Below are 20,075 nucleotides of genomic sequence, written 5' to 3'. Positions count from 1 at the left end.
GACACGCGGCGGATCGGGAAGGGGGAAGGACCATGCCGTTCGCGGTAGCGCGGACCCGGGACGAGGCGTACCTCTACCTCGACCTGCACCCGTGCGAGGACTGTGGATCGGTGGACACCGCCTGGGACAGCGCGCTGGTCGACGTTGGCGGCGAGCTGGCCAACCGGTACGCCGGCACCTGCGCGAGCTGTGGCCGACCGCGTGAGTACCTGTTCGGCCTGCCCGAGCGGGAGACCGTGCCGGTCGGCTTCCCGACGTTCGGCGGTCCGGAGCCGTCGCAGCTGGTGGATGCGGGACAATGGCTCTGGGTGGCCGACCTGTCCGCGGAGGGGGCGGCGGCGGAGGATCCGGAAGAGGCGCGAGGGACGCTGGCCATCGCGATCGCCGCCGTGGAGGAGATCCTCAAGTTCATGGGCGCCGAGGCCGAGCGGGTGCCGGAGCGGGCGTTCTGGTCGGAGATCGGGCGGCGCGTCCGCGACCAGGACCCGGCCCGGTTCACCCGCGCCCGGCTGGTCGAACTGCGGGAGGACCTTTCCCGGCGAGCGGCCGGCGCCGGGACGGCACGCGAGCGAGGAGTGGGCTGAGACGTTGCGATACGCGAGGACCCTGGTCGAGGCGTACCTGTACTTCGACCTCGCGGCGGCCGAGTCCGGCTCGGCCGGCGACGTACGGGCGCGGACGACGCGGACCGAGGGCCAGGACGCCTGGACGCTTCGCTTCGGCGGCGCGGACGACGCCGGCCAGGGCGATGACGCCGACCAGGCCGGTCAAAGTCATGAGGGCAACCGGATTCAGGACGCCCTCCAGGGCCATGACGCGGGCCGGGACCGGCCGGAACCGATCGAGGTGCGGGTGCGCTACTCCACCGAGGAGGCGGCGCGACGCCGGGGCCTGCGGTTCGGCACGGACGCCTCCGAACTGATCGACGCCGGCCAGTGGATCCAGCTCAGCACCGTCTACGCGCGGCGGGCGCTGCGGGAGGGCATCGCGTACGCCCAGGACTCGACGGAAGAACGCCACCGCGCCGTGGTGGCCGACTGGGAGTTCGCCCGGGACACGGCGATAGAGGCCGCGAAGTTCCTGCCGGAGGGCGCCGACGAGATCCCCGACGAGGCGTTCTGGACGCCGCTGGGCGCCGAGACCCGCCGCGCGGCCCCGGACCGCTTCACGCGCGACCGGCTGGACCGGGACATCGCGTTCTACCAGCAGAGCCTGGAGGACGCCCGCCGCCGACGCGGCGGCGCCGCCTGACCGTACCGAGCGCCCGACCCCACCGGGGTCAGGAGTAGCGCTTGAAAATGTCCTCGAACATCCCCATGGCCCTGGACATGGCCTCCTTGGGGGACCCCGGTCCGTCCGGCTTCCCGGCGCCCCACTCCTCGGCCAGCTTCTCGGGGTCGCCGAATGCCGGCTTCATCAGCTCGCTGGTCTGGTCGGTGAGGTCCTGGAACGCCTTCCCGGCGGCCTCGAGGACGGCCTCGGCGAGGACTTCGGAGCCGAGCTTCATGGCCCGCGGGTCGATCTGCACGCTTTTCAGGGCGCCACCGGGCGCGACCTCGACGACCACCTTGCCCTCCGCGGCCTCACCCCGGCCGCGTACCTCGGCGAGCTTCTCCCGCAGCTCCGCGAACCGCTCGGCCTGCTCGGTGAGCTGCTTACGAACGCCTTCCATACCCTTGCTCGCGTCGACGGCTCCCTCGTAGGGGATCATGCGGCTCCTTCCTCTCTCAGGAGTTCTCCGCCTCCAGATGGGCGGTCTGGATGAGCCGGTGCCCGGTCTTGCGCTCGACGAAGGTGCCGCGACCCGGCGGCAGCGGACTGGGCCGCACGTCGAACAGCGCGCCTTCGTCCTTGTTGCCGGACATGACCAGCGCAGGTGAGGCCATGTCCTTCAGCCGCTGGATGATCGGGTCGAACATCGCCCGGCCCGCACCGCCCATACTGCGCCCAAGGATGACGTGCAGACCGATGTCACGGGCCTGGGGGATCAGATCGGCGAGCGGCTGAAGCGGGTTGCCCGACGGCGTCGCGACGAGTTCGTAGTCGTCGATGACGATGAACAGGTCCGAGCCGGTCCACCAGGAGCGGTTCCGCAGCTGGTCTGGGGTCAGGTCCGCCGGTGGGAGCCTCCTGATCAGCGCGCCGTGGACGTCCTTGATCAACTGCGTCGCGGCCGTCGAGGACGCCGCATAGCCGATGCGGTGCTCGGTATCCGCGGTGTCCAGGAGGGACCGCCGGAAGTCGAGGAAGACGAGCCGTGCCTCCTGCGGCGAGTAGCGCTGGACGATCGAGTCGGCGACGAGCCGCAGCAGGTTCGACTTGCCGCACTCGTTGTCCCCGAACACGACGAAGTGGGGGTCCGCGTCGAAGTCGAGCGACACCGGACCCAGGTTGTCCTCGTTGATGCCGATCGGCACGCGGCGGCCCGTCTCCTGCGCGCTCGGCAGGGCCGCCGGCGGCAGCGACGCGGGCAGCATCCGCACCTTCGGGGCGGTCGGGCCCTGCCAGGCCCCCGCCACCGTCTCGACCAGTTTCTGCACCCCGTCGGAGAGGTCCTCGGTCGTGGACCGACCGTCGATCCTGGGCAGCGTGGCGAGGAAGTGCAGACCCTCCCGGGTGATGCCACGTCCCGGGCGCCCCTCGGGGACGTTCGCGGCCATCTTCCGGTCGAACTCCGACTCGTACGGGTCACCGAGCCGCAACTCCAGCCGCGACCCGAACAGGTCACGGATGTTCATCCGGAACTCCGACCACTTGTTGGTGGACGCGACGATGTGGATGCCGTAGCCCAGCCCACGCGAGGCCAGCTCGGTGACGGTCGATTCGACCTGCTCGAAGTCCTGGCGGACGGTGAGCCAGTTGTCGACGACGAGGAAGACGTCACCGAAGCCGTCACCGGGGATCTGGCCGGACGCGCGCATCCGCCGGTAGGTGGCCATGCCGTCGATGCCGCGTTCGGCGAAGTAGCGTTCGCGCTCCTCCAGCAGCCCGGCGACCTCGGCCACCGTCCGGCGTACGCGGTCGCCGTCGAGACGCGTCGCCACGCCGCCCACGTGCGGCAGGCCGTCGAGCGCGGCGAGGGTACCGCCGCCGAAGTCGAGGCAGTAGAACTGCACCTCCTGCGGCGTGTGCATCAGGGCCAGCGACGTGATGAGCGTGCGCAGCACGGTCGACTTGCCGCTCTGCGGCGCGCCGACGACGCCGACGTGGCCGGCGGCCCCGGACACGTCGAACCACATGGGGTCGCGGCGCTGGTCGAAGGGGCGGTCGACGATGCCGATCGCCGCGTGCAACCGGCCGCGGCCGTCCCATTCCGCGGTGGTGTAGCCGTGCTCGGGCGTGGCCTGCAGGTTGGGCAGCATCTGGTCGAGCGGTGACGACTCGTCCAGCGGAGGCAGCCAGATCTCGTGCGCCGGGGGCCCCTGACCGGCCAGGCGCCGGACCACGATGTCGAAGAGGGTGTCCTGGTTCTTCTCATCCGGCTCCGGTTCGGCCTGCTGGGGATCCTCGATGATCTGCGGGCGGATGTAGTCCGGCAGGAAGGGCACGATCTGCTTGACCACGCGTGGGCCGGTCTCATGACGACCGGCGTGGCCGTCCGGGGTGTACGCGCCGGAGACGTACGCCGCCTTGAACCGGATCATGGCCTCGGTGCCGATCTTCAGGTAACCGTTACCAGGCGCCTGCGGCAGTTCGTACGCGTCGGGCACGCCCAGCACGACCCGGGACTCCATCGCCGAGAACGTCCGCAGGCCGATGCGGTACGACAGGTGGACGTCCAGGCCGCGGAGCTTGCCCTCCTCCAGGCGTTGCGAGGCGAGCAGCAGGTGCACGCCGAGCGACCGGCCGAGGCGGCCGATCATCACGAACAGCTCGGCGAACTCGGGCTTGGCGCTCAGCAGTTCGGAGAACTCGTCGAGGACGACGAACAGCGTCGGCATGGGCTTGAGCGGTGCGCCCTGCTCCCGGGCCTTCTCGTAGTCGCGCAACGAGGCGTAGTTCCCGGCGGCGCGCAGCCACTCCTGGCGCCGGACCATCTCGCCGTGCAGCGCGTCGTACATCCGGTCGACCAGGGGGAGTTCGTCCTCCAGGTTGGTGATGATGGCCGAGACGTGCTGCAGACCGTCCATGCCGAGGAACGTCGCGCCACCCTTGAAGTCGACGAGCACGAAGTTGAGCACCTCGGACGAGTGCGTCATCGCGAGCCCGAGGACGAGCGTGCGCAGGAACTCGGACTTACCGGAACCGGTGGCGCCGATGCACAGGCCGTGCGGGCCGAAGCCGCCCTGCGCGGCCTCCTTGATGTCGAGATCGACGGGGCGTCCCTCGACGTCCACGCCGACGGGCACGCGCAACCGGTTGCGGGGCGCGCGCGACCGCCACGTGACCCCGGGGTCGACGCTGTGGGGGTCATCCACCCCGAGCAGCGTCGTCAGGTTCATGCTGCCGGACAACGCGTCGTACTCCTCGCCCGCGGCCTCGCTGGCGCGCAGCGGCGCGAGCTGACGGGCCAGACCCTCCGCCTGCACGAGGCTGAACCGGTCCGGTCTGCCGATCGCGGTAGGCACGTCCTTGCCCGTACGGTCGCGGTTGAGCATGAACATCTGGTCGGGCGTGACGTTCAGCCGCAGCATCGTGTTGTCCGAGGTGGGCGTCACCGAGCCCGTGAGATCGATCACACAGACGCCATCGATGCCGTCCGCCCCGATCTGGGAGTCGGGGGTGACCATTCCGCCGTCCATGACGATGACGTGGTACGGCAGGTCGTCCTGGGACAGGCCGGGGCTGAACCTCGGCCGGTCCTTCACCTCCTGGCCGAGCAGCGACTCCAGCTCCGACAGGCTGCGGGTGATCAGCCGGACCGGGCCGGCGGCGTCGTTCTCGCTCGGGTGCATGGAGTGCGGCAGCCACTTGACCCATTCCCAGTGCGGCATGCGCTCCGGTGACGCGCACACGCAGATCCGCACGTCGTCGGGCGAGTGGAACGACGCGATCTGGGAGATCATCGCGCGTACGAGACCGCGGGCGATCTCCGGCTCTCCCATCGCCTGGATCCGGGCGAACGACGCCAGCGAGACCGCCACCGGCAGTTCGGGAACGGTCGAGTGGGCGCGTACGAACCTGCGCAGCGCACCCGCCGTCATCGGCTCCAGGTCCTCGACCGGTTTGGTCTCGGGCACGATCAGCTGCACGGCGAGCTTCTGCGCGCCCGTCCCGACGCGGACGTTGGCGAAGTCCTCGTCCCGCGGGCGGCGTTCCCACAGCCGGGCGCTCATCACGAGGGACCACAGCGAGTCGGGGGCGGGACTGTTCCACTCGAGCGCCTCGCGCTGCTGCTTGGCCGCCCGGCGCACCTTCCGGCGCGTCTGCGCGAGGTAGCGGTAGTAGTCGCGGCGCTCGCCGTTCAGCTTGAACTTGCGCTCACCGGCTCCGCGGCCCATCTGGCCCAGCATCATGCCGCCCATGGCGAGGGCCATGCCACCGCTGCTGACCAGCGACAACGGATTCGTGACGCCGCCCGCCGCGACCATCAGCCCGCTCATCCCCGCCATCGCGGCCATCGGCAGGTACGTCATGGCGGCCTGGAACCCGCCGCTGGTCACCTCGGGGATCTCCGGCGGAGATTCGAGCAGGATCTCGCCCCTGGGCGTGGGGGGAGCGGGTCGCCTTTCCTGGCGGCGTACCAAGATCGTACTCAACCGGTGCCTCCGCGGCCGTTACCCTGCTGTGGCCAGATTTTGTAAGTATTCGGGGCCATCCTATGGAGAGTGTGACGCATAGGGGACCCGAGCCGTGTAGCCGAAGAGGGTGGAAGACCGGTGAGCACGACGGCAGGAACGGAACTGAGCCGGGTCACGATCGTGGCCCCACAGCGCCGGATCGACCTTTCACTCCCGTCGGACGTCCCGCTGGCGCACATGCTGCCGACGCTGCTGCGCGTGGCCGGTGCGAACATGGCGGACGCCGGCCTGGCCCACTCGGGCTGGGTGCTGCAGCGCCTCGACGACGCGCCGTTCGACCCGGGGCGTTCGCTGTCCCAGCTCGGGGTCCGCGACGGTGAGGTGCTCTACTTCCGGCCGCGGATGGCGCAGATCCCGGAGATGTCCTTCGACGACGTCGCCGACGTCATCGCCACGGGGATCAAGGACCGCTCCGACCGGTGGCGGCCGCAGAGCACGCGCAGCTACGGTCTCGGCGCGGCGGGGGCCGCGCTCGCCGTGGGCGTCGTCGCCATCGCGCTGTCGGGCCCGCCGTGGACCGCCCCGACCATCGCCGCCGGCATCGTCGCGTTCCTGTTGCTCATCGGTGGCATGGCCGTGTCCCGCGCGTTCGGTGACTCGGGCGCCGGCGCCATCCTCGGCTACGCCGCCGTACCGTACGGGTTCCTCGCCGGCCTGCTGGCGCCGGCCCGGCGCGGGATCGAGCTGACTCAGGTCGGCGCCCCCCACCTCCTGGCGGCCTTCGGCGCGGCCATGCTGGTCGCGGTCATCGCGGCGTTCGCGGTCGCCGAAGGCGTGCCCGTCTTCCTCGGCGTCGCCATCGCCGCCGCCATGGGCGCCGTGGGCAGCGGCCTCTCCTACGCCTTCCCGAGCCTCCCGGCGCCCGGCGTGGCGGGGACGGTCGCCGCGGTGGTGATGGCGTTCACCGCCTTGATCCCCACGCTGTCGTTCCGCCTCGCCCGGCTGCCGCTGCCGCCCGTGCCGACGAGCGCGGAGGACCTGCGGCGCGACACCGAACTGGTCGAAGGCCGCGCCGTGCTCAAGCGCACGACCGAGGCCGACAGGTACGCGACCGGCCTGGTCGCCGCCGTCGCCCTCGTCGCCATGGGCGGCATGCTCTTCCTCGCCACCTCCGACAAGTGGTCCGGTCCGACGACGGCGGCGGCCATGGCGGTATCGCTGCTGCTGCGCGGCCGGATCTTCCGCGGCCGCGGCCAGCGCGTGTGGATGCTGACCGCGGGCCTGATCGGGCTCGGGGCCCTCGACATCGGCCTGGCCCTCCGCGGTGACCAGGTGAGCACGCTCGCGGGCGTGCTGCTCCCGCTCCTCCTTCTCGCCGGCGTCGTCGTGGGCATGGCGATGTGGCTGCCCGCACACCGGCCGACGCCGTTCTGGGGACGCGCGGGCGACATCGTCGACATGATCGTGATCATCGCTCTGATCCCGCTGGCACTGGCCGCGCTCGACATCTACTCCACGATCCGCGGCCTCAAGGGCTGAAAGGGTTATCGATGCAGACCCGGCGCGATCTCTACCAGGCCCACAAGCTGATGATGCAGCGGGTCGGCCTGGCGCTGCTGCAGGGGGAGCCGGACGTCCCCGAGTCGCCGATGCGGCGGCTGTCCGTGGCGGCGTTCTCCGGCGCCATGGTCGCCGTCCTCCTCGCCGCCGTCTTCGGCGTCCTGGGATTCATCTCACCGGGCGGCGCCAAGGGCCTCGACCAGGGCGGCACGGTCATCATCGAGCGCGAGACAGGCACCAAGTACGTCTACGACACGAACGGCAAGCGGATGCTGCCGGTGCTCAACTTCGCGTCGGCGAAGCTCGCCCTGAACTCCGGCACCACCCAGCAGCGCGTGGTGTCGCGGAAGTCCCTGGCGAAGTTCACCCGCGGCCCGATGATCGGCATCCCGGGCGCGCCCGACTCCCTCCCCGACCCCGACCACCTGGTCAAGAAGCCGTGGTCGGTCTGCGTCCGCAACGGTACGACCACGGCCGGCGGCACCCGTCCGGTGACCAGCCTCGTCGCCGGCAAGAGCGTCGGCGGCCAGTTCCTCGGCGCGGGCCAGGCGGTGGTCGTCCAGGTGGCGGGCCAGTCGTACGTGATCTGGAACAACCAGCGGATGCACATGACGCTGCCGCCCGAGCAGGCGAGCAGCGTCACGAAGGTCCAGCCGGCCACGGTCTCGCGGGCCTGGCTGAACCCGATCGACTCGGGGACGGACTTCACCGCTCCGCCGGTGGGGAACCGCGGCCAGAACGTAGCGGGCGTCGGCAGTGTCGGCCAGGTCTTCAAGGTGCCCTCGGGGGCCTATTACGTCCTGATGTCGGATGGCTTCGCGCAGGTCACCGGGACGCAGGCCACCCTGCTCCTCGCGGAGCCCGACACGAAGAGACTCGCTTACCACGGTCAGGCCGCCGTAGCCCGTGACACCGACTTCGGCACGGTGACGTCGAAGCCGTCGGCCCAGCACGTGCTGGACAGCCGGCTGCCGGCGACCCTCCCGGACTTCGTGTCCTGGGATCCCTCGGTGCCGCTCTGCGCGGTCTACTCCGATACGGACAAGGGCTCCACCTCGGCCCGGCTCTCGATCGGCGGCTCGCTGCCGAACATTCAGGCGACGACCGCCGAGGAGGCCACGACCGTGGACCAGGTCATCCTTCCGCCGGGCGGCGCCGCGCTCGTCGGTCTGCTGCCCGGACCGAACCAGCTCAGCGCGATCAACTCCTGGTACATCGTCAACGACGCCGGCGTCTGCTTCCCCCTGTCGTCGAAGGACACCGCCGAGAAGCTCGGCTACAAGGTGGCGAACGCCGCGCCGATCCCCAAGGGCGTGCTGCAGCTGATGCCGACCGGGCCGACCCTCGATCCGACCAAGGCGCTCCAGCCCGCCCCGGCACCTAAGGCGAACGGTTGAGGATGGACATTCGACACCTAATCGGGTTTAGACGCAGGGCCGCTCAGGACGGTTCCAGGTCGGCGAACGTGATTATCGCCATGTCGTCTCACCGGTCTGAAAGGTTTTCGGCTCTCGGTTAAAGCCGCAGGTCAGAGGGCTGTTGGATGGCTGTCGCCCATTCGTCGGCGTACCGTAACCGGCCGATAACATTATTCGCTAATGGCCGGGCCGACTGGATTTGCGTAAGTTGCTGGACAGATCGCGACAAGCGTCGTAAGATTATCGCGATTTAAGGTCACGGGGTGTTCTCTAAGCCGATCGTTCTTCCCGCTCGGGTGGCGCGTCTGCGGTGGTGGGACGCTGAGTACCGCACGTAGCCGATCACATGGAGGTGACGACTGTGGCGCAGGAGTCGGCACAGAATCGCGCGGCGATGAGGGTGGCAGCCGGCCACATCGACGACATCGCCAGCCAGATCAAGGGTCAGCAGATGAACCTCAACTCCCACAAGGACGCCGTCCTGGTGGGGTGGAAGGGCAACGCCGCGGGCGCCTTCGGCACCGCGTTCGTCGCCTTCGACGAGGACATGACGAAGGTGCTCAACACGCTGAACCGCCTCCACGAGAGCCTGGTCCACAACGAGATCAACTACCAGAAGAACGAAGAGACCCAGACCGAGGCCGTCAACAACATCCACAACTTCATCAACGGCTTCTGACCGGTCTGACGGCGGCGGAAAGGAAACCCGATGTCCTCTGACTTCACTCAGGTAAACTTCAGTGCGCTCAACACCGGTGAGGAAGACTTCATCGTCGTTCACAACGCGGTGGTCGGCCTACTGGAGGAGCTCGACAGGCAGCTCCAGCAGAACCTGGCGGAGTGGACCGGTGACGCCCAGAACCAGTACCACACCGCCAAGGCGCAGTGGACGGCCGCGGCGAACCACATGACGACGGCCATGAACAAGCTGGCCCAGGTCATCGGCACGGCGCACGAGAACTACACGGCGGTCGAGAAGGCCAACGCCACGATGTGGTGACCGCCTCGACCGTGGTCGAGAGCGAGACGTCATGATGATGGCCCCGGTCGCCGCCGCGCGACCGGGGCCATCGTCGCTTGGTGGCGGGAACCGCGTTCAGTCGGAAGCCGTCTGAGGAACAGGTACGCGGGAGCGTCGCTCGCGGCCTGACCGCTGCCGAAGCATTACATACTGAATGTCTGGGCCGCCGACCGGCCGGAGGAACGAGATGGGCAGCTACACAAAAGACGGAACCTATGTCGAGGTCACCGCCAGCGGTAAGGTCTCCTCGTCGAAGTCATATCCGCCACTGACCCACGATCCCCATGACCCGTCCCACTACTACCAGGGTCAGGACGGCAAGTACTACTACACGCCGGACGGGAACGCGCCGGACAAGAACGACAAGGACGTTCCCGAAGGCCGTAGGCTCAAAGAGACGGAGCCGCCGGACAAGTACGACATCAAGAAGCCCGACAAGAACGAATCGTGGAAACACGAGGCGGACAAGGGCTACAAGATGCATCCGGACGACCTCAAGGACCTGGCCAAGAAGCTCCGGCAGGACCTCAACGACCTCAAGTACGTCATCCAGCAGCAGGCTCAGCAGGACATGGCCGGCACGGGGGCGATGGGCACCGGCTACCCGGCCGCGACGGATTACGACCACCTGGCGACGTCGGCGTCGACGGCGTTCTCGCAGCAGTGGAATGCAGTGATCTCCACCTACGAGAGTGTGATCACTCTGCTCACCACCACCGCGGACAACGGTCAACGGGGTGAGGACGACACCCACCACGCCGTCACCAACAGCGGTGGCAAGAACAAGGCCATTTAACGGTCCGGCCGGGTGAGAGGGTAACGATGAGCGAGAACGAGAACAGTCTCTGGGTCATCAGGCATGCTGACGTGCAGACGCACCAAGAGAAGGATGCCGACTTCGACGCGATAAAGAGCCGACTCCAGAATCTGAAGCCCGATATCGCCAGCAAGGCGGGGAACGCCTACCAGAGCGCGGCCAATGAGCTTGCGGACAAGGCGAAACTGCTCACCGAGAAGCACGCTCCGGCGCTGATCGCGGCATGGGGCGGTCCCGCCGCCCAGAAGGCACTCGACCAGATGGCGCTGATCCACAAGACCAACAACGGCTTGTCGGATCAGAGCATCCAGGCCGCGCAGAGCTTCAAGTGGTACGGCGAGAAGATCCTCCCGTGGTACAAGGACGCCGGCCACACGATGTCCGACGGCTATATCCACACCGGCGGTGACGACGACAACGCCCGTGACCTGATGAACCGGCTCAACGGACGGGCCGCGGACGTGCAGAAGAACTTCCCCGAGCACGCCACGACCGACCTGCCGAATCAGAAGGAAGCATCGCCTTACCTGGGCGACCCGAACGGTCCGGGCGGCCCCAAAGGCTCTCCGCTGGGTGGCGGGGGCGGCAAAATGCCGGGCGGCGGGATGCCGGACGGCAAGGTGCCGGGCAACGATCCGTTCGGCAACCCATCCAACAACAAGAACCCGTATCTCCCCACGGGCGACCACAGCAATTTCCCCAACGGGAGCCACCTGCCGGGTGGTGACGGAAGCAAGTTCCCCGGCGGTAACGGAAGCAACTTCCCGGGCGGCTCGGGTACGCACCTCGCCGGTTACGACCCGGCCGGCCTCCCGGGGGGCGGCGGTCTCCCCGGCAGCGGTGGCACCGGCCTCAGCGGCGGTGGTACCGGCCTCGGCGGCGACCCGTTCGGTGGTGCGGGCGGTGGCCTCGGCACCGGCTCGGGCATGGGGACCATGGGTGCCGGAGGTGTCGGAGCCGGCGGCCTCGGTACCGGAGCCGGCGCGAACGGCGCGGCCGCGGCCGGGCGCATGGCCGGCGGCGGCGGCATGATGCCGCCGATGCACCCCGGCCACGGCCAGGGCGAGAAGGAACGCGAGCGTTCCACGTGGCTGCAGGAGGACGAGGACATCTGGGGCGGCGACGGCGACGCCGTGCCAGGACAGATCGGCTGAGCGTCCATTTGTGAACGACGGCGCGACGATGGGCGGGCGTGGCAAGAGCCACGCCCGCCCATACGGCTGTCTTGAGACCGGCGAGTCAATCGGAGTGAGCCAGTGCGACGGGTGATGCGATCAGCGCTTGCGGTGTTGGCGAGCTGTGCGCTCATGACGCCTCTCGGCAATCCCGCCGAAGCGACCCCTGGGCCGCACCCGGAAGAGTGGTGGTTCGACTCCTTCGCCATCCAGAGCATCGTCTGGCCGCTGACGAAGGGCGCGGGCGTCACCGTTGCCGTACTGGACACCGGCGTGAACGCGGATCTGCCCGAGTTCAACGGTGTGGTGCTGCCCGGAGCCGATTTCAACGGGACCGGGACGGACGGCAGGCGGGATGTCGACCCGGAGAGCGGCCACGGGACCGGCATGGCGAGTCTGATCGCCGCGCAAGGTGGGGGACCGAGCAACTGGGTGGGGATCGCCCCGGAGGCCAGAATCCTTCCGGTCGTCGACCGGGAATCGTCACCCGACACAGAGGCCCGGTCCATCCGTTATGCCGTGGACCATGGGGCAAAGGTCGTCAGCATGTCACACGCGGACATCGCGACCGCTTATCCCGGTCACTGTCCTCCCCAGGTTCTCGATGCGGTCGCCTACGCGGCGAAGAAGGATGCCGTTCTCGTCGCTGCCGCCGGGAACGACGGTGACGGCGGTAACGACCCTCAATATCCAGCCGCCTGTCCCGGCGTTGTAGCGGTCGGCGCGTACGACCACCTGGGCAATCCGTGGCAGAAGACCCAGCGGCAGGACTACGTCACGGTCGCCGGGCCGGGCGTCGACGTCGGGGCGCTCGGCAAGGACGGCCGGCTCTATCACCACGGGTACGGGAGCAGCCAGGCGACGGCGCTCGTCGCAGGTGCGGTGGCCCTGATCCGCTCGAAGTTCCCCGACGAGTCCGCACGGCGGATCGTGCAGCGGATCACGGCGACGGTCACCGACGTGGGCCCTTCCGGTAAGGACGACCAGACGGGATACGGAGCCCTCAGCCTGCGTAATGCGTTGCGGGCGAGCGTCCCGACCACCGCGCCCAACCCGGTCTACGAACGCCTGGACAAGGCGCTCGCCGCACAGGGCAAGTCACCGGGCGCCGGCACGAGCACGCCTGTCGTGTCGCATAAAAAGGGCTCGTCGTCGCTCTCTACCGTCCTGACCTTCTTCGGCGTTTTCGCGATCATCATCCTGGGCATTGTGATCGCTACCGTCATCAAGAGCCGCCGTCGGCCGCCGTCGCCTCCGGCACAAGGCACCTTCTCATCCGGCTACGGCCAGTTCCCGGCGTACGGGCCGCCGAATCAGGGCCCACCGCCCGCATTCGGACCGCCGGAGCCGCAGGAGCCCCCACGCGACGGATCGAGACCGTCCTTCGAGCCACCGGATCACGGTCCACCCGCCGGATACGGCCGGTCGGGCGGCCAGTAGCGAGAGCGACCCTAGGCGACTTCCTGGAGCCGGTCAGGAGGAGAGATCCTGTGGCCGAAGGTCGACGCCCGATCCGTCCGCATCGTTCCCTGTAGGGTCTGCTGGCATGGTCCGAGGCGTTGTCATGCTGCCCGTGACTTCGGTGCGCATGGCCGGTCGCCATCTGGTGCCGCTCGCGGCCTGGTTCAGTGCGGGATACCTCGCCCGTTACCTGCTGACGTGGGCGGGTGTCGTGGTCGGCCACGGGCAGTACGAGCAGTGGCGCCGGACGGCGGCGACTCTCGTCTTCACGGCGCTCGTCACCGTGACGCTCGCCACCGTGATCGGGATGCTGTGGACCATCCGGAGGCCGGACGACGAGTCGTTCGTCGACGCGATCGGCCGAGCGTTGTTCCCATTCGTCGTCATCTACACGGCGTGGGGCATGTACACCGACGACGTGCGGCTGTTCAGCCGGATCGATGTCGAGCACAATCTCCACAGTGCCACGCACAGCGCGGTGGCCGGCCGGGTGCTGTTCATCTCCAACGTGTGGATCGCCCTCCTGGCCGCGGCCGTCGCCTGGTCGCTCAGGCTCGTGCTCGAGCGTCGTCGTGAAGATCGGTGGGCCGGGCCGGTGCTCGCCTACACCGAGACGGCGTTCAACCTCTTCGCGGTGTCCTCCGTGTTCCTTCTCGCCGGGAAGGCAGCCGACTGGGTGACCGGCCGGCGGTTCTGGCCGGCCGGCCTGGACACCCAAGGCCCGGCGATCGCGTTCGGGCTCGGCGCGCTCGCCCTTCCGCTCGTGTGGTTCGCGATGGCGGCGGTGGTCGGGGGGATCGGCATCGAACCGGACGACCATCGGGCGGCGCTCGAGGGCACCCGGCTGCACCGACTGGCCGTGGCCGGCGATCGCCACCAGGTGCTGGTCGGCCTGACGAGTGGTCCGCGCGAACGCTGGGTGCCGCTCCTGCACGCGACGCGCCTGATCCTGCGGGCCGGAGCGCCTGCGCTGGGTCTGTTCTGCCTCTGTTACGTCACCGTGGACGCGGCGGTCGCGTACGGCTTCCGTGGAGCGCTGTACCTGATCGGACCCGACCACGACCCGGCGGCCTGGAAGCCGATCCTGGTCCCGCTGGAGTTCACCCGCGAGCTCCTGAGAAACGTCCTGCACGTCGCACTGCTCGCGGCGGCCGTCGATCTCGTACGGGTGGTCAGCGACGAAACCGAAGCACCGGAACCGGCCGCGGCTCCGGCTTGAGCGGGGAGTGGCGCACCTCGGGCTCGACCTGGTCCGCGACGCCGGCCGGAACGTCACCGCGCAGGGTCATCGTCTCGGCGTGCCCAGGCCGGCTGAGAGCGCCGCTCAGGTCCTGCCGCAGCATCCAGCGCCGGCCGCTTCGATCCCGTACTTCGAAGGCGAGCTCCAGGCCCGACTCGCCGTCCTGGTCGAGCGGGGTCTTGGCCAGCCGTACGCGAACGCCGGTCGCCGTACGACGAACGCTCAGCAGTCGCCAGGAGGCGTGGTCGAGGACCCCGGAGCCACCCTGCGGCACGGTCGTCACCGCCTCCCGTACGCGATGCCGGTCGTTGTAGCGAAGCTGCTCCCACAGAGGGGCGCCGACGGCGAGCGGCAGGAGGACCGCGAGTGCGACGGCGGCGCGGGCGGTCACGAGTCGGCTCCGGGGATGGTCACCCGTTCGGGGGCGTTCGCGACCAGGCGCCGCGCCCGTGCCTCCCCGATGCGCAGGGCGATCTCCGCCTGCGCGGTCAGCTCGAAGCCGTAGGGCGGGAAGCCGCCCGGCGGATCCTTCTCGTTCACCGGACGGTCGGAGACGACGAGGGTGGATCCGGCCAGTTCGGACGGGGGGACCTCGAAGACGAACGGACCTCGCCGCCAGAGTCCCGGGCCGAGGGCGACGGCGCTCAGTGGATCGCCGTTCTCAGCGATCACGTTCTTGACGCTCTCGCGGTATTCGTAGCCGTTCCGCGTTCGCAGGTACGCGGTCGCCAGCCGCGTCGGAACGCGCCGGATCGTGGCGGCGGCGGTGACGATGACGAAGACACCGTCGGGCCGGAGGACCTCTTTCCGGTCGGGGGTCGCCGATCGGGCGACCGTGACGCCGTCCACCCGCACCGTGAACGCGCCCGCGGTGACCGGCGCGCCCGAGTGTCCGGCGGAGGCCAGCGGACCGTACCGGTGGTCGTAGTCGTCCGGTGTGTGCGCCTTCACCCATCCGGCGACGACCACCAGCGCGAGCCCGAGGAGGATCGCCGCGACGCGTCTCACAGGCCCTCCCGGCGGAGCGGCAACGGCACGGCGAACTCGGCGCTCTGGCGGCTCTTCGGATCGGCGGGCTTCCGCGACACCCACTCGACATGGCCGTAGAAGAAGTCCTCCCGGTGGTCGTACCGCCACAGCGCGAGGCGGGCGTGGAAGCCCGGCGGAGGCACGGCGCCACGGGGCAGGACGTACCTCAGGGCGACCGTGACGGGCACGCGCGGCGGCAGCATGTTCACGTCCGCCCCCTGGCTGGTCGCCTGGGCCATGGCCGCGGTGACCGCGGGCCCGCCGGCGGACTCCAGGGACAGGGCGTTGACCGTGAAGTCCTCGAGCAGCACCGACCGGCGCTCCTTGTTCTTCACCCGCAGTGTGACGGTGAGCGAGACGACACTGCCGGGTGCGGGGCGGCGGAGTACGGCATCGGTCACCGTGACCGCGTAAGCACCGAGATCGACCGCGGTCGCGGGCCGTCGGATCCGCGGCCGGGGAGCCGCGCGCAGGCCGCCGGTCGCCCACACTCCGACGAGCAGCGCGACGGGCACGGCGACGGATGTCGCCCACACCAGCCGACGTGCCATGACTTCTCCCCGGGCCGCGGTATCGGCTCGGCCGAGAGGCTATCGGAATTTTTCGCCCAGCCTCAGAATGATCGACAATGGGGGCGGCGAAGCCCGATGACGTGCTCCATCCGGGAGAGCGAGAGACATGTCCGATACCGGTCCGACTCCCTTTCCGCTGATCGATGTGGTCTATCTCATCATTCTCGCCAAGGTGATCCTGGCGATCTGCTTCGTCGCACGTGCCCGTCAGCGCCGCAGGATGAGCCAGTACGGCGGACCACCGCAGGCCTGGCAGCAGCCGGGAACCCCGCCGGGACCACCGCAGGCCTGGCAGCAGCCGGGGACCCCGCCGGGGCCGTACTGGAGCCCACAGGGTGGTCAGCCGCCGTACCCTCCGCAGCCTCCCGCCCAGGGATACGACGGCCCGCCTCCTCCGGGCCATGCCGGGCAGCCGCCGCAGGGCCCAGGCGGTTCGGAGGGCTGGGCACCGCCCGATGAGCCCCGTTGACCTGCCGACTTCCTGGCGTTTCGACGCGCCACCGCGGCCCGTCCAGCGGACGTGGCCTTCGACGCGTGGGAGGCGACGTAACCTTCTGACCATGTGCGTGTCGCCCCTCCGAGCGTCCGGTGACGGCCCGGTCGGTTGAAACAATGCCCGGTTAGGGCGAAGCTTTTACGCTGTGCCGCATAGAGCACTCAAGGAGTACGGGACGTGGTCGATGTGACAGCGCGCGAAACGCGGTTACTGCAACCGGGCCGCGTCTACGTCGGCTGGCGGTACGCGCAGGTTCACGACGACCCTGGTCCGCCACCGAAGCGCCCGACCCCTCCGGAGGTGGAGGCCGTCACACCGGAGTGGGTGGCGCCGCGGCGGCGCGAGGAGAACCTGTTCAACCGGCCGCTCCGGATCGTCAGCTGGTCGGCCGGAATCGGTGCCGCGCTGTTCGTCGTGGCCGGTATCACGGGAATGCTGATGTGGGCGTTCGCCGTGGCCGGGCTGGTGGCGTGCGGTCTGGTCGCGCTCATCACCGGTTACTCCATGTGGCAGGGCGAGAAGGTCATGCGCGCCCGCGCCGCCGAGGAGAGGGAGCGCCTCGAGAGGGAACGCGAGGAGCGCCGGCGCGAGTTGGAAGCCGCTCACGCCGAACACGCCCGCGCGTACCGGGAGTGGCAGCACCGCCGTGAGGCGTACGAGTCGCAGCACGAGTGGTACGCCGTGACCCTGCCGCAGGGCGTCGACCGGGTCGACGTCGCGGGCGGCACGTTGGCCGGTTGGTCCGCGATGGTCACCATGATGGGCGCCGCCCGGCTGGCCGCCGGGTCCCACGTCACCGTCCTCGACCTGTCGGAGGGCGCGGTCGCCAAGGAGCTGACCGAGCTCGGCAACGACCAGGGCGAGCGTCCCCAGGTCTGGGTGCTGCCGAGCGACCTGCCTCAGCTCGACCTCACGCACGGACTCGACGCCGACCAGCTCGCCGACGTGCTGTCGCTGGTGGTGAGCGTGAGCGAAGAGCAGGGCGGCGCTCGCGACCTGTCCTTCGACAACGCCATCCTCGAACGGGTCCTCGGTGTCTTCGGCGGTCGGGCGTCGATCCCCCAGATCACGGCGGCGTTGCGCGCACTCGCTCAGGTCGGGGACCCTCGCGACGATCTACGCGCGGGACTTCTCACCGACGAGGACCTTGCCAAGATCACGACGATGTTCGGCCGGGGCGCCGCCGATCGCGTGGTCATCGAGCGGGCGTGGGCACTGGAGTCGCAGCTGCGCAAGCTGGAGAAGCTGGGCTCGAGCCCGACGCTGCTGCCGCCGAGTCGGCTTCGCGTCATCGCGACCGACCGCCGCGCCGGCGTGCTCACCAACCGGGTCCTCGGCACGTACGTCACCGCCGCGCTGACCCACGTCCTCCGCGGATCGCCCCAGGGCAAGCCGTGGGAGCACACCCTGCTGGTGTGCGGCGCGGAGAAACTGCGAGGTGACGTCCTCGACCGGCTCATCGATTCCTGCGAGGCCACCTCGACGGGACTGGTCCTGATGTACCGATCGATCCCGCCGCACGTGAAGGAGCGGCTGGGACGAGGTCACGCGGCCGTCGGCTTCATGCGGCTCGGCAATGCTGAGGACGCGCGGATCGCGGCCGAGCAGATCGGCGCCGAGCACACGCTCGAGGTCGCCGAGCTCACCGAGAAGGTCGGAGACGCGGTCACCTTCGGCAAGGACGGAACGTACGTCAGCACGGTGGGCCCCTCGGCTCCGCTTCCGGTGTTCAACGGCAATGAGCCCACCGACGCGGCGCTGCCCGACGGGATCGGCCGGGCGACCGCCTGGGGCCAGGGAACCTCCCTCGCCGCCGAGGCGGGGAAGGGCTCGCGCGAGTTCGCCGTCGAACCCCGCGAGCTCCAGCAGTTGCCACCGACCGCGATGGTCTTCACGCACGCGGACGCCTCCGGACGACGCATCCTCCTGGTGGACGCGAACCCGGGCATCATGACGCTGCCCACGGCCAACATCCAGGAGTACGAAGAGGCGACCGACCCTTCTCGCGCCCGTCACGCCAAGCCGGACTTCCCTTCCCAGGACACCGCGCGGCCCGCACCCAACATCGGCCCGCCGCCCGAGCGTCTCGACTTCCGGAAGAAGAAACGGTAGCCCGGCTCGACCTTCGCCGTCGCGCGGCGTCGTCGGAGCCCAGGGACGCCCGCCGCCGACCGTCCGCGGTCGAAAATGAAATGTTGTCGAACTCTGTGTGGCACGCGGTCGACGGAGTGTCGATAGAGGGTATACAAGTCGCATATTTGCGCAGGTCGCGCCGGGGGCGTCGAGGAGACCTCCTCGGGGCGGCACCGTTTTGATTTCCGTGCCCGTTCGGGCACCATGTTCGGTAGATGATCATGGTTTCCGCCGAACGGTAAGGGAAATCGCGCGTGTTGAATGTATATGAAGCCCTGACCGTGCGGCGAATGGGGATCGGTCGCGCGATTGCCGCCCGAATGTAGTTCTCGGTGAATGAGGGACTGGGTATTTGTTCCTCGCGTGCGGCCGATGGTTTGTGGCGGATACGTTTGACAGGGGTGACTGTTGACCGCCGGTCTTGAGGTTCAGTTCGAGTCGTGGACGAAGTCGGGTCGGGGCTTTTCTGAGCTGTCGGTGATATTGGCGGTGGCGGTTGACACGTTGGTGTCGGATTTGGCTGATGCGGGGGCGTCCTGGGGGAACGATGACATTGGTCAGGCGTTTCTGAAGGGTTCTGAGGGTTCTGCGGGGTTTGGTGCGGCGCGGGATGGGTGTTTGGATGCGCTTGCGGATGCGGTGAATTTGGTGCGGGCGACCGGGGGGATGTTGGTGGTGGCCGGTCACCGTTACAAGGTGGCGGAGTCGGCGTCCACGGTGGGTGGGGACGTTCCGGTGGGCGCGGATCACGATGCGGTGGCGGAAAGGAATCCGTATTCGCGGCCGGAGGCTGATTTCAATCGGCCGGTGGGTGATGTCGATCAGATGCCGGAGATCGTGCAGAAGGGTTTGTTCTTTCTGGAGATGCTGGTCGGGGGGTGTCAGTGGCCGGACGGCAGCATGGGTGGTCTGGCCAAGATGCAGGCGGCGCTGACGACGTGCGCGGACGCATTCGGGACGGCGGCGGGGGAGTTGGACGGCCACGCCGGTGCTGTCACCAGCGCGAACGCGGGCGAGGCGACGGACAAGTTCAAGACCTTCGCTCAGGCGTTGTCGGGTGGGGGTGAGGCGGGGGGGCTGCGGTTCCTGGAGCAGTCGTTGCGGGATCTGGCCTCGTGGGTGGAGTCGCTGCAGGCGCAGAAGCGGGCGGCGCGGCTGCAGTTCGAGCTGTCGTGTGCGTTCGTTGTGATCACGATGTTGATGGGGTTCGCGTGGTCGTGGATCACGGCGGGTGCTTCGGAGGCGGCGGCGATCGGGGCGTCGGAGGCTGAGGGGTTTGCGCTGCGGGCGTTTTTGCGGCGGGTTGCGGTGTGGGTTGGTCAGCATCAGGTTTTGAGTGGTGCGGTGGTGGGTGCGTGGTTCGGGGCGGGGATGGATGCGGCGGGGCAGTACGCGCGGATTCATGAGGGCGTGCAGAAGGGCTGGAACTGGGGCGAGTTCGGTAAGTCGGTGGGGATGGGTGCGGTCGCCGG

At 69.1% G+C, this 20,075-nt stretch carries 18 protein-coding genes; 13 read left to right on the top strand and 5 right to left on the bottom strand.

What is annotated here, in order from left to right:
* Positions 1–32: 32 nt before the first annotated feature.
* Together ABEA24_RS52940 and ABEA24_RS52935 are read left to right on the top strand one after the other, a co-directional pair.
* Positions 33–584: a hypothetical protein gene (locus ABEA24_RS52940; protein WP_345444579.1), complete on the top strand. Its 552-nt coding sequence runs from the start codon at positions 33–35 to the stop codon at positions 582–584.
* A gap of 4 nt (positions 585–588) precedes the next feature.
* A complete protein-coding gene (locus tag ABEA24_RS52935; protein WP_345444576.1) occupies positions 589–1,251 on the top strand; it encodes a hypothetical protein in 663 nt (220 codons plus the stop codon).
* Between the two features lie 28 nt (positions 1,252–1,279).
* Here the strand turns inward: ABEA24_RS52935 and ABEA24_RS52930 are convergent, their stop codons facing one another.
* Entirely contained in the window at positions 1,280–1,711 is a 432-nt protein-coding gene (locus ABEA24_RS52930) for a YbaB/EbfC family nucleoid-associated protein (protein WP_345444573.1), read from the bottom strand.
* A gap of 16 nt (positions 1,712–1,727) precedes the next feature.
* Positions 1,728–5,699, bottom strand: a complete 3,972-nt coding sequence (eccCa, locus tag ABEA24_RS52925) for a type VII secretion protein EccCa (protein WP_345444570.1) — start codon at positions 5,697–5,699, stop codon at positions 1,728–1,730.
* A 120-nt stretch (positions 5,700–5,819) separates the two neighbouring features.
* Between eccCa and eccD the strand changes: the two genes are divergently transcribed.
* The 8 genes from eccD to ABEA24_RS52885 all read left to right on the top strand — a co-directional run bounded on the left by eccD (position 5,820) and on the right by ABEA24_RS52885 (position 14,352).
* Positions 5,820–7,220 carry a type VII secretion integral membrane protein EccD gene (gene eccD, locus ABEA24_RS52920; protein ID WP_345444567.1) on the top strand — a complete coding sequence of 467 codons (1,401 nt, stop codon included), beginning with the start codon at positions 5,820–5,822 and terminating at the stop codon, positions 7,218–7,220.
* Between the two features lie 11 nt (positions 7,221–7,231).
* Positions 7,232–8,638 carry a type VII secretion protein EccB gene (gene eccB, locus ABEA24_RS52915; protein WP_345444564.1) on the top strand — a complete coding sequence of 469 codons (1,407 nt, stop codon included), beginning with the start codon at positions 7,232–7,234 and terminating at the stop codon, positions 8,636–8,638.
* A 415-nt stretch (positions 8,639–9,053) separates the two neighbouring features.
* Entirely contained in the window at positions 9,054–9,338 is a 285-nt protein-coding gene (locus ABEA24_RS52910; RefSeq protein ID WP_345444562.1) for a WXG100 family type VII secretion target, read from the top strand.
* A 30-nt stretch (positions 9,339–9,368) separates the two neighbouring features.
* Positions 9,369–9,659, top strand: a complete 291-nt coding sequence (locus ABEA24_RS52905; RefSeq protein WP_345444559.1) for a WXG100 family type VII secretion target — start codon at positions 9,369–9,371, stop codon at positions 9,657–9,659.
* Positions 9,660–9,867: 208 nt separating this feature from the next.
* Positions 9,868–10,476, top strand: a complete 609-nt coding sequence (locus ABEA24_RS52900) for a hypothetical protein (protein ID WP_345444556.1) — start codon at positions 9,868–9,870, stop codon at positions 10,474–10,476.
* Between the two features lie 26 nt (positions 10,477–10,502).
* On the top strand, positions 10,503–11,651 hold the full coding sequence (locus ABEA24_RS52895; protein WP_345444553.1) for a hypothetical protein: 1,149 nt from the start codon (positions 10,503–10,505) through the stop codon (positions 11,649–11,651).
* 153 nt (positions 11,652–11,804) lie between these two features.
* Positions 11,805–13,112 (top strand): S8 family serine peptidase, encoded by a 1,308-nt coding sequence (locus ABEA24_RS52890; protein ID WP_345444550.1) that lies wholly within the window; start codon positions 11,805–11,807, stop codon positions 13,110–13,112.
* Positions 13,113–13,236: 124 nt separating this feature from the next.
* Positions 13,237–14,352 carry a hypothetical protein gene (locus ABEA24_RS52885; RefSeq protein ID WP_345444547.1) on the top strand — a complete coding sequence of 372 codons (1,116 nt, stop codon included), beginning with the start codon at positions 13,237–13,239 and terminating at the stop codon, positions 14,350–14,352.
* Here ABEA24_RS52885 and ABEA24_RS52880 read toward each other — a convergent pair.
* Genes ABEA24_RS52880 through ABEA24_RS52870 form a run of 3 tightly spaced genes read right to left on the bottom strand, consistent with a single transcriptional unit; the run spans position 14,306 to position 15,953 of the window.
* A complete protein-coding gene (locus ABEA24_RS52880) occupies positions 14,306–14,764 on the bottom strand; it encodes a hypothetical protein (RefSeq protein WP_345444544.1) in 459 nt (152 codons plus the stop codon). The genes ABEA24_RS52885 and ABEA24_RS52880 overlap by 47 nt on opposite strands.
* A complete protein-coding gene (locus ABEA24_RS52875) occupies positions 14,761–15,381 on the bottom strand; it encodes a hypothetical protein (RefSeq protein WP_345444541.1) in 621 nt (206 codons plus the stop codon). The genes ABEA24_RS52880 and ABEA24_RS52875 overlap by 4 nt, the downstream gene beginning before the upstream one ends.
* Positions 15,378–15,953: a hypothetical protein gene (locus ABEA24_RS52870; protein WP_345444538.1), complete on the bottom strand. Its 576-nt coding sequence runs from the start codon at positions 15,951–15,953 to the stop codon at positions 15,378–15,380. Before ABEA24_RS52870 ends, ABEA24_RS52875 begins: the two co-directional genes overlap by 4 nt.
* A gap of 127 nt (positions 15,954–16,080) precedes the next feature.
* On the opposite strand from ABEA24_RS52870, the gene ABEA24_RS52865 reads away from it, so the two are divergent.
* From ABEA24_RS52865 to ABEA24_RS52855, 3 genes are all read left to right on the top strand, one after another.
* A complete protein-coding gene (locus tag ABEA24_RS52865; RefSeq protein ID WP_345444535.1) occupies positions 16,081–16,443 on the top strand; it encodes a hypothetical protein in 363 nt (120 codons plus the stop codon).
* A 204-nt stretch (positions 16,444–16,647) separates the two neighbouring features.
* A complete protein-coding gene (locus tag ABEA24_RS52860) occupies positions 16,648–18,582 on the top strand; it encodes a hypothetical protein (RefSeq protein WP_345444534.1) in 1,935 nt (644 codons plus the stop codon).
* A 429-nt stretch (positions 18,583–19,011) separates the two neighbouring features.
* Positions 19,012–20,075: hypothetical protein (locus tag ABEA24_RS52855; protein ID WP_345444532.1), on the top strand; the 1,064-nt coding region annotated here is incomplete at its 3' end.

The organism is Actinoallomurus vinaceus (assembly GCF_039542055.1).
Lineage (GTDB): Bacteria > Actinomycetota > Actinomycetes > Streptosporangiales > Streptosporangiaceae > Actinoallomurus > Actinoallomurus vinaceus.
The sequence above is the reverse complement of the archived record's forward strand: the minus strand, read 5'-3'. Positions and strand labels throughout refer to the sequence as shown.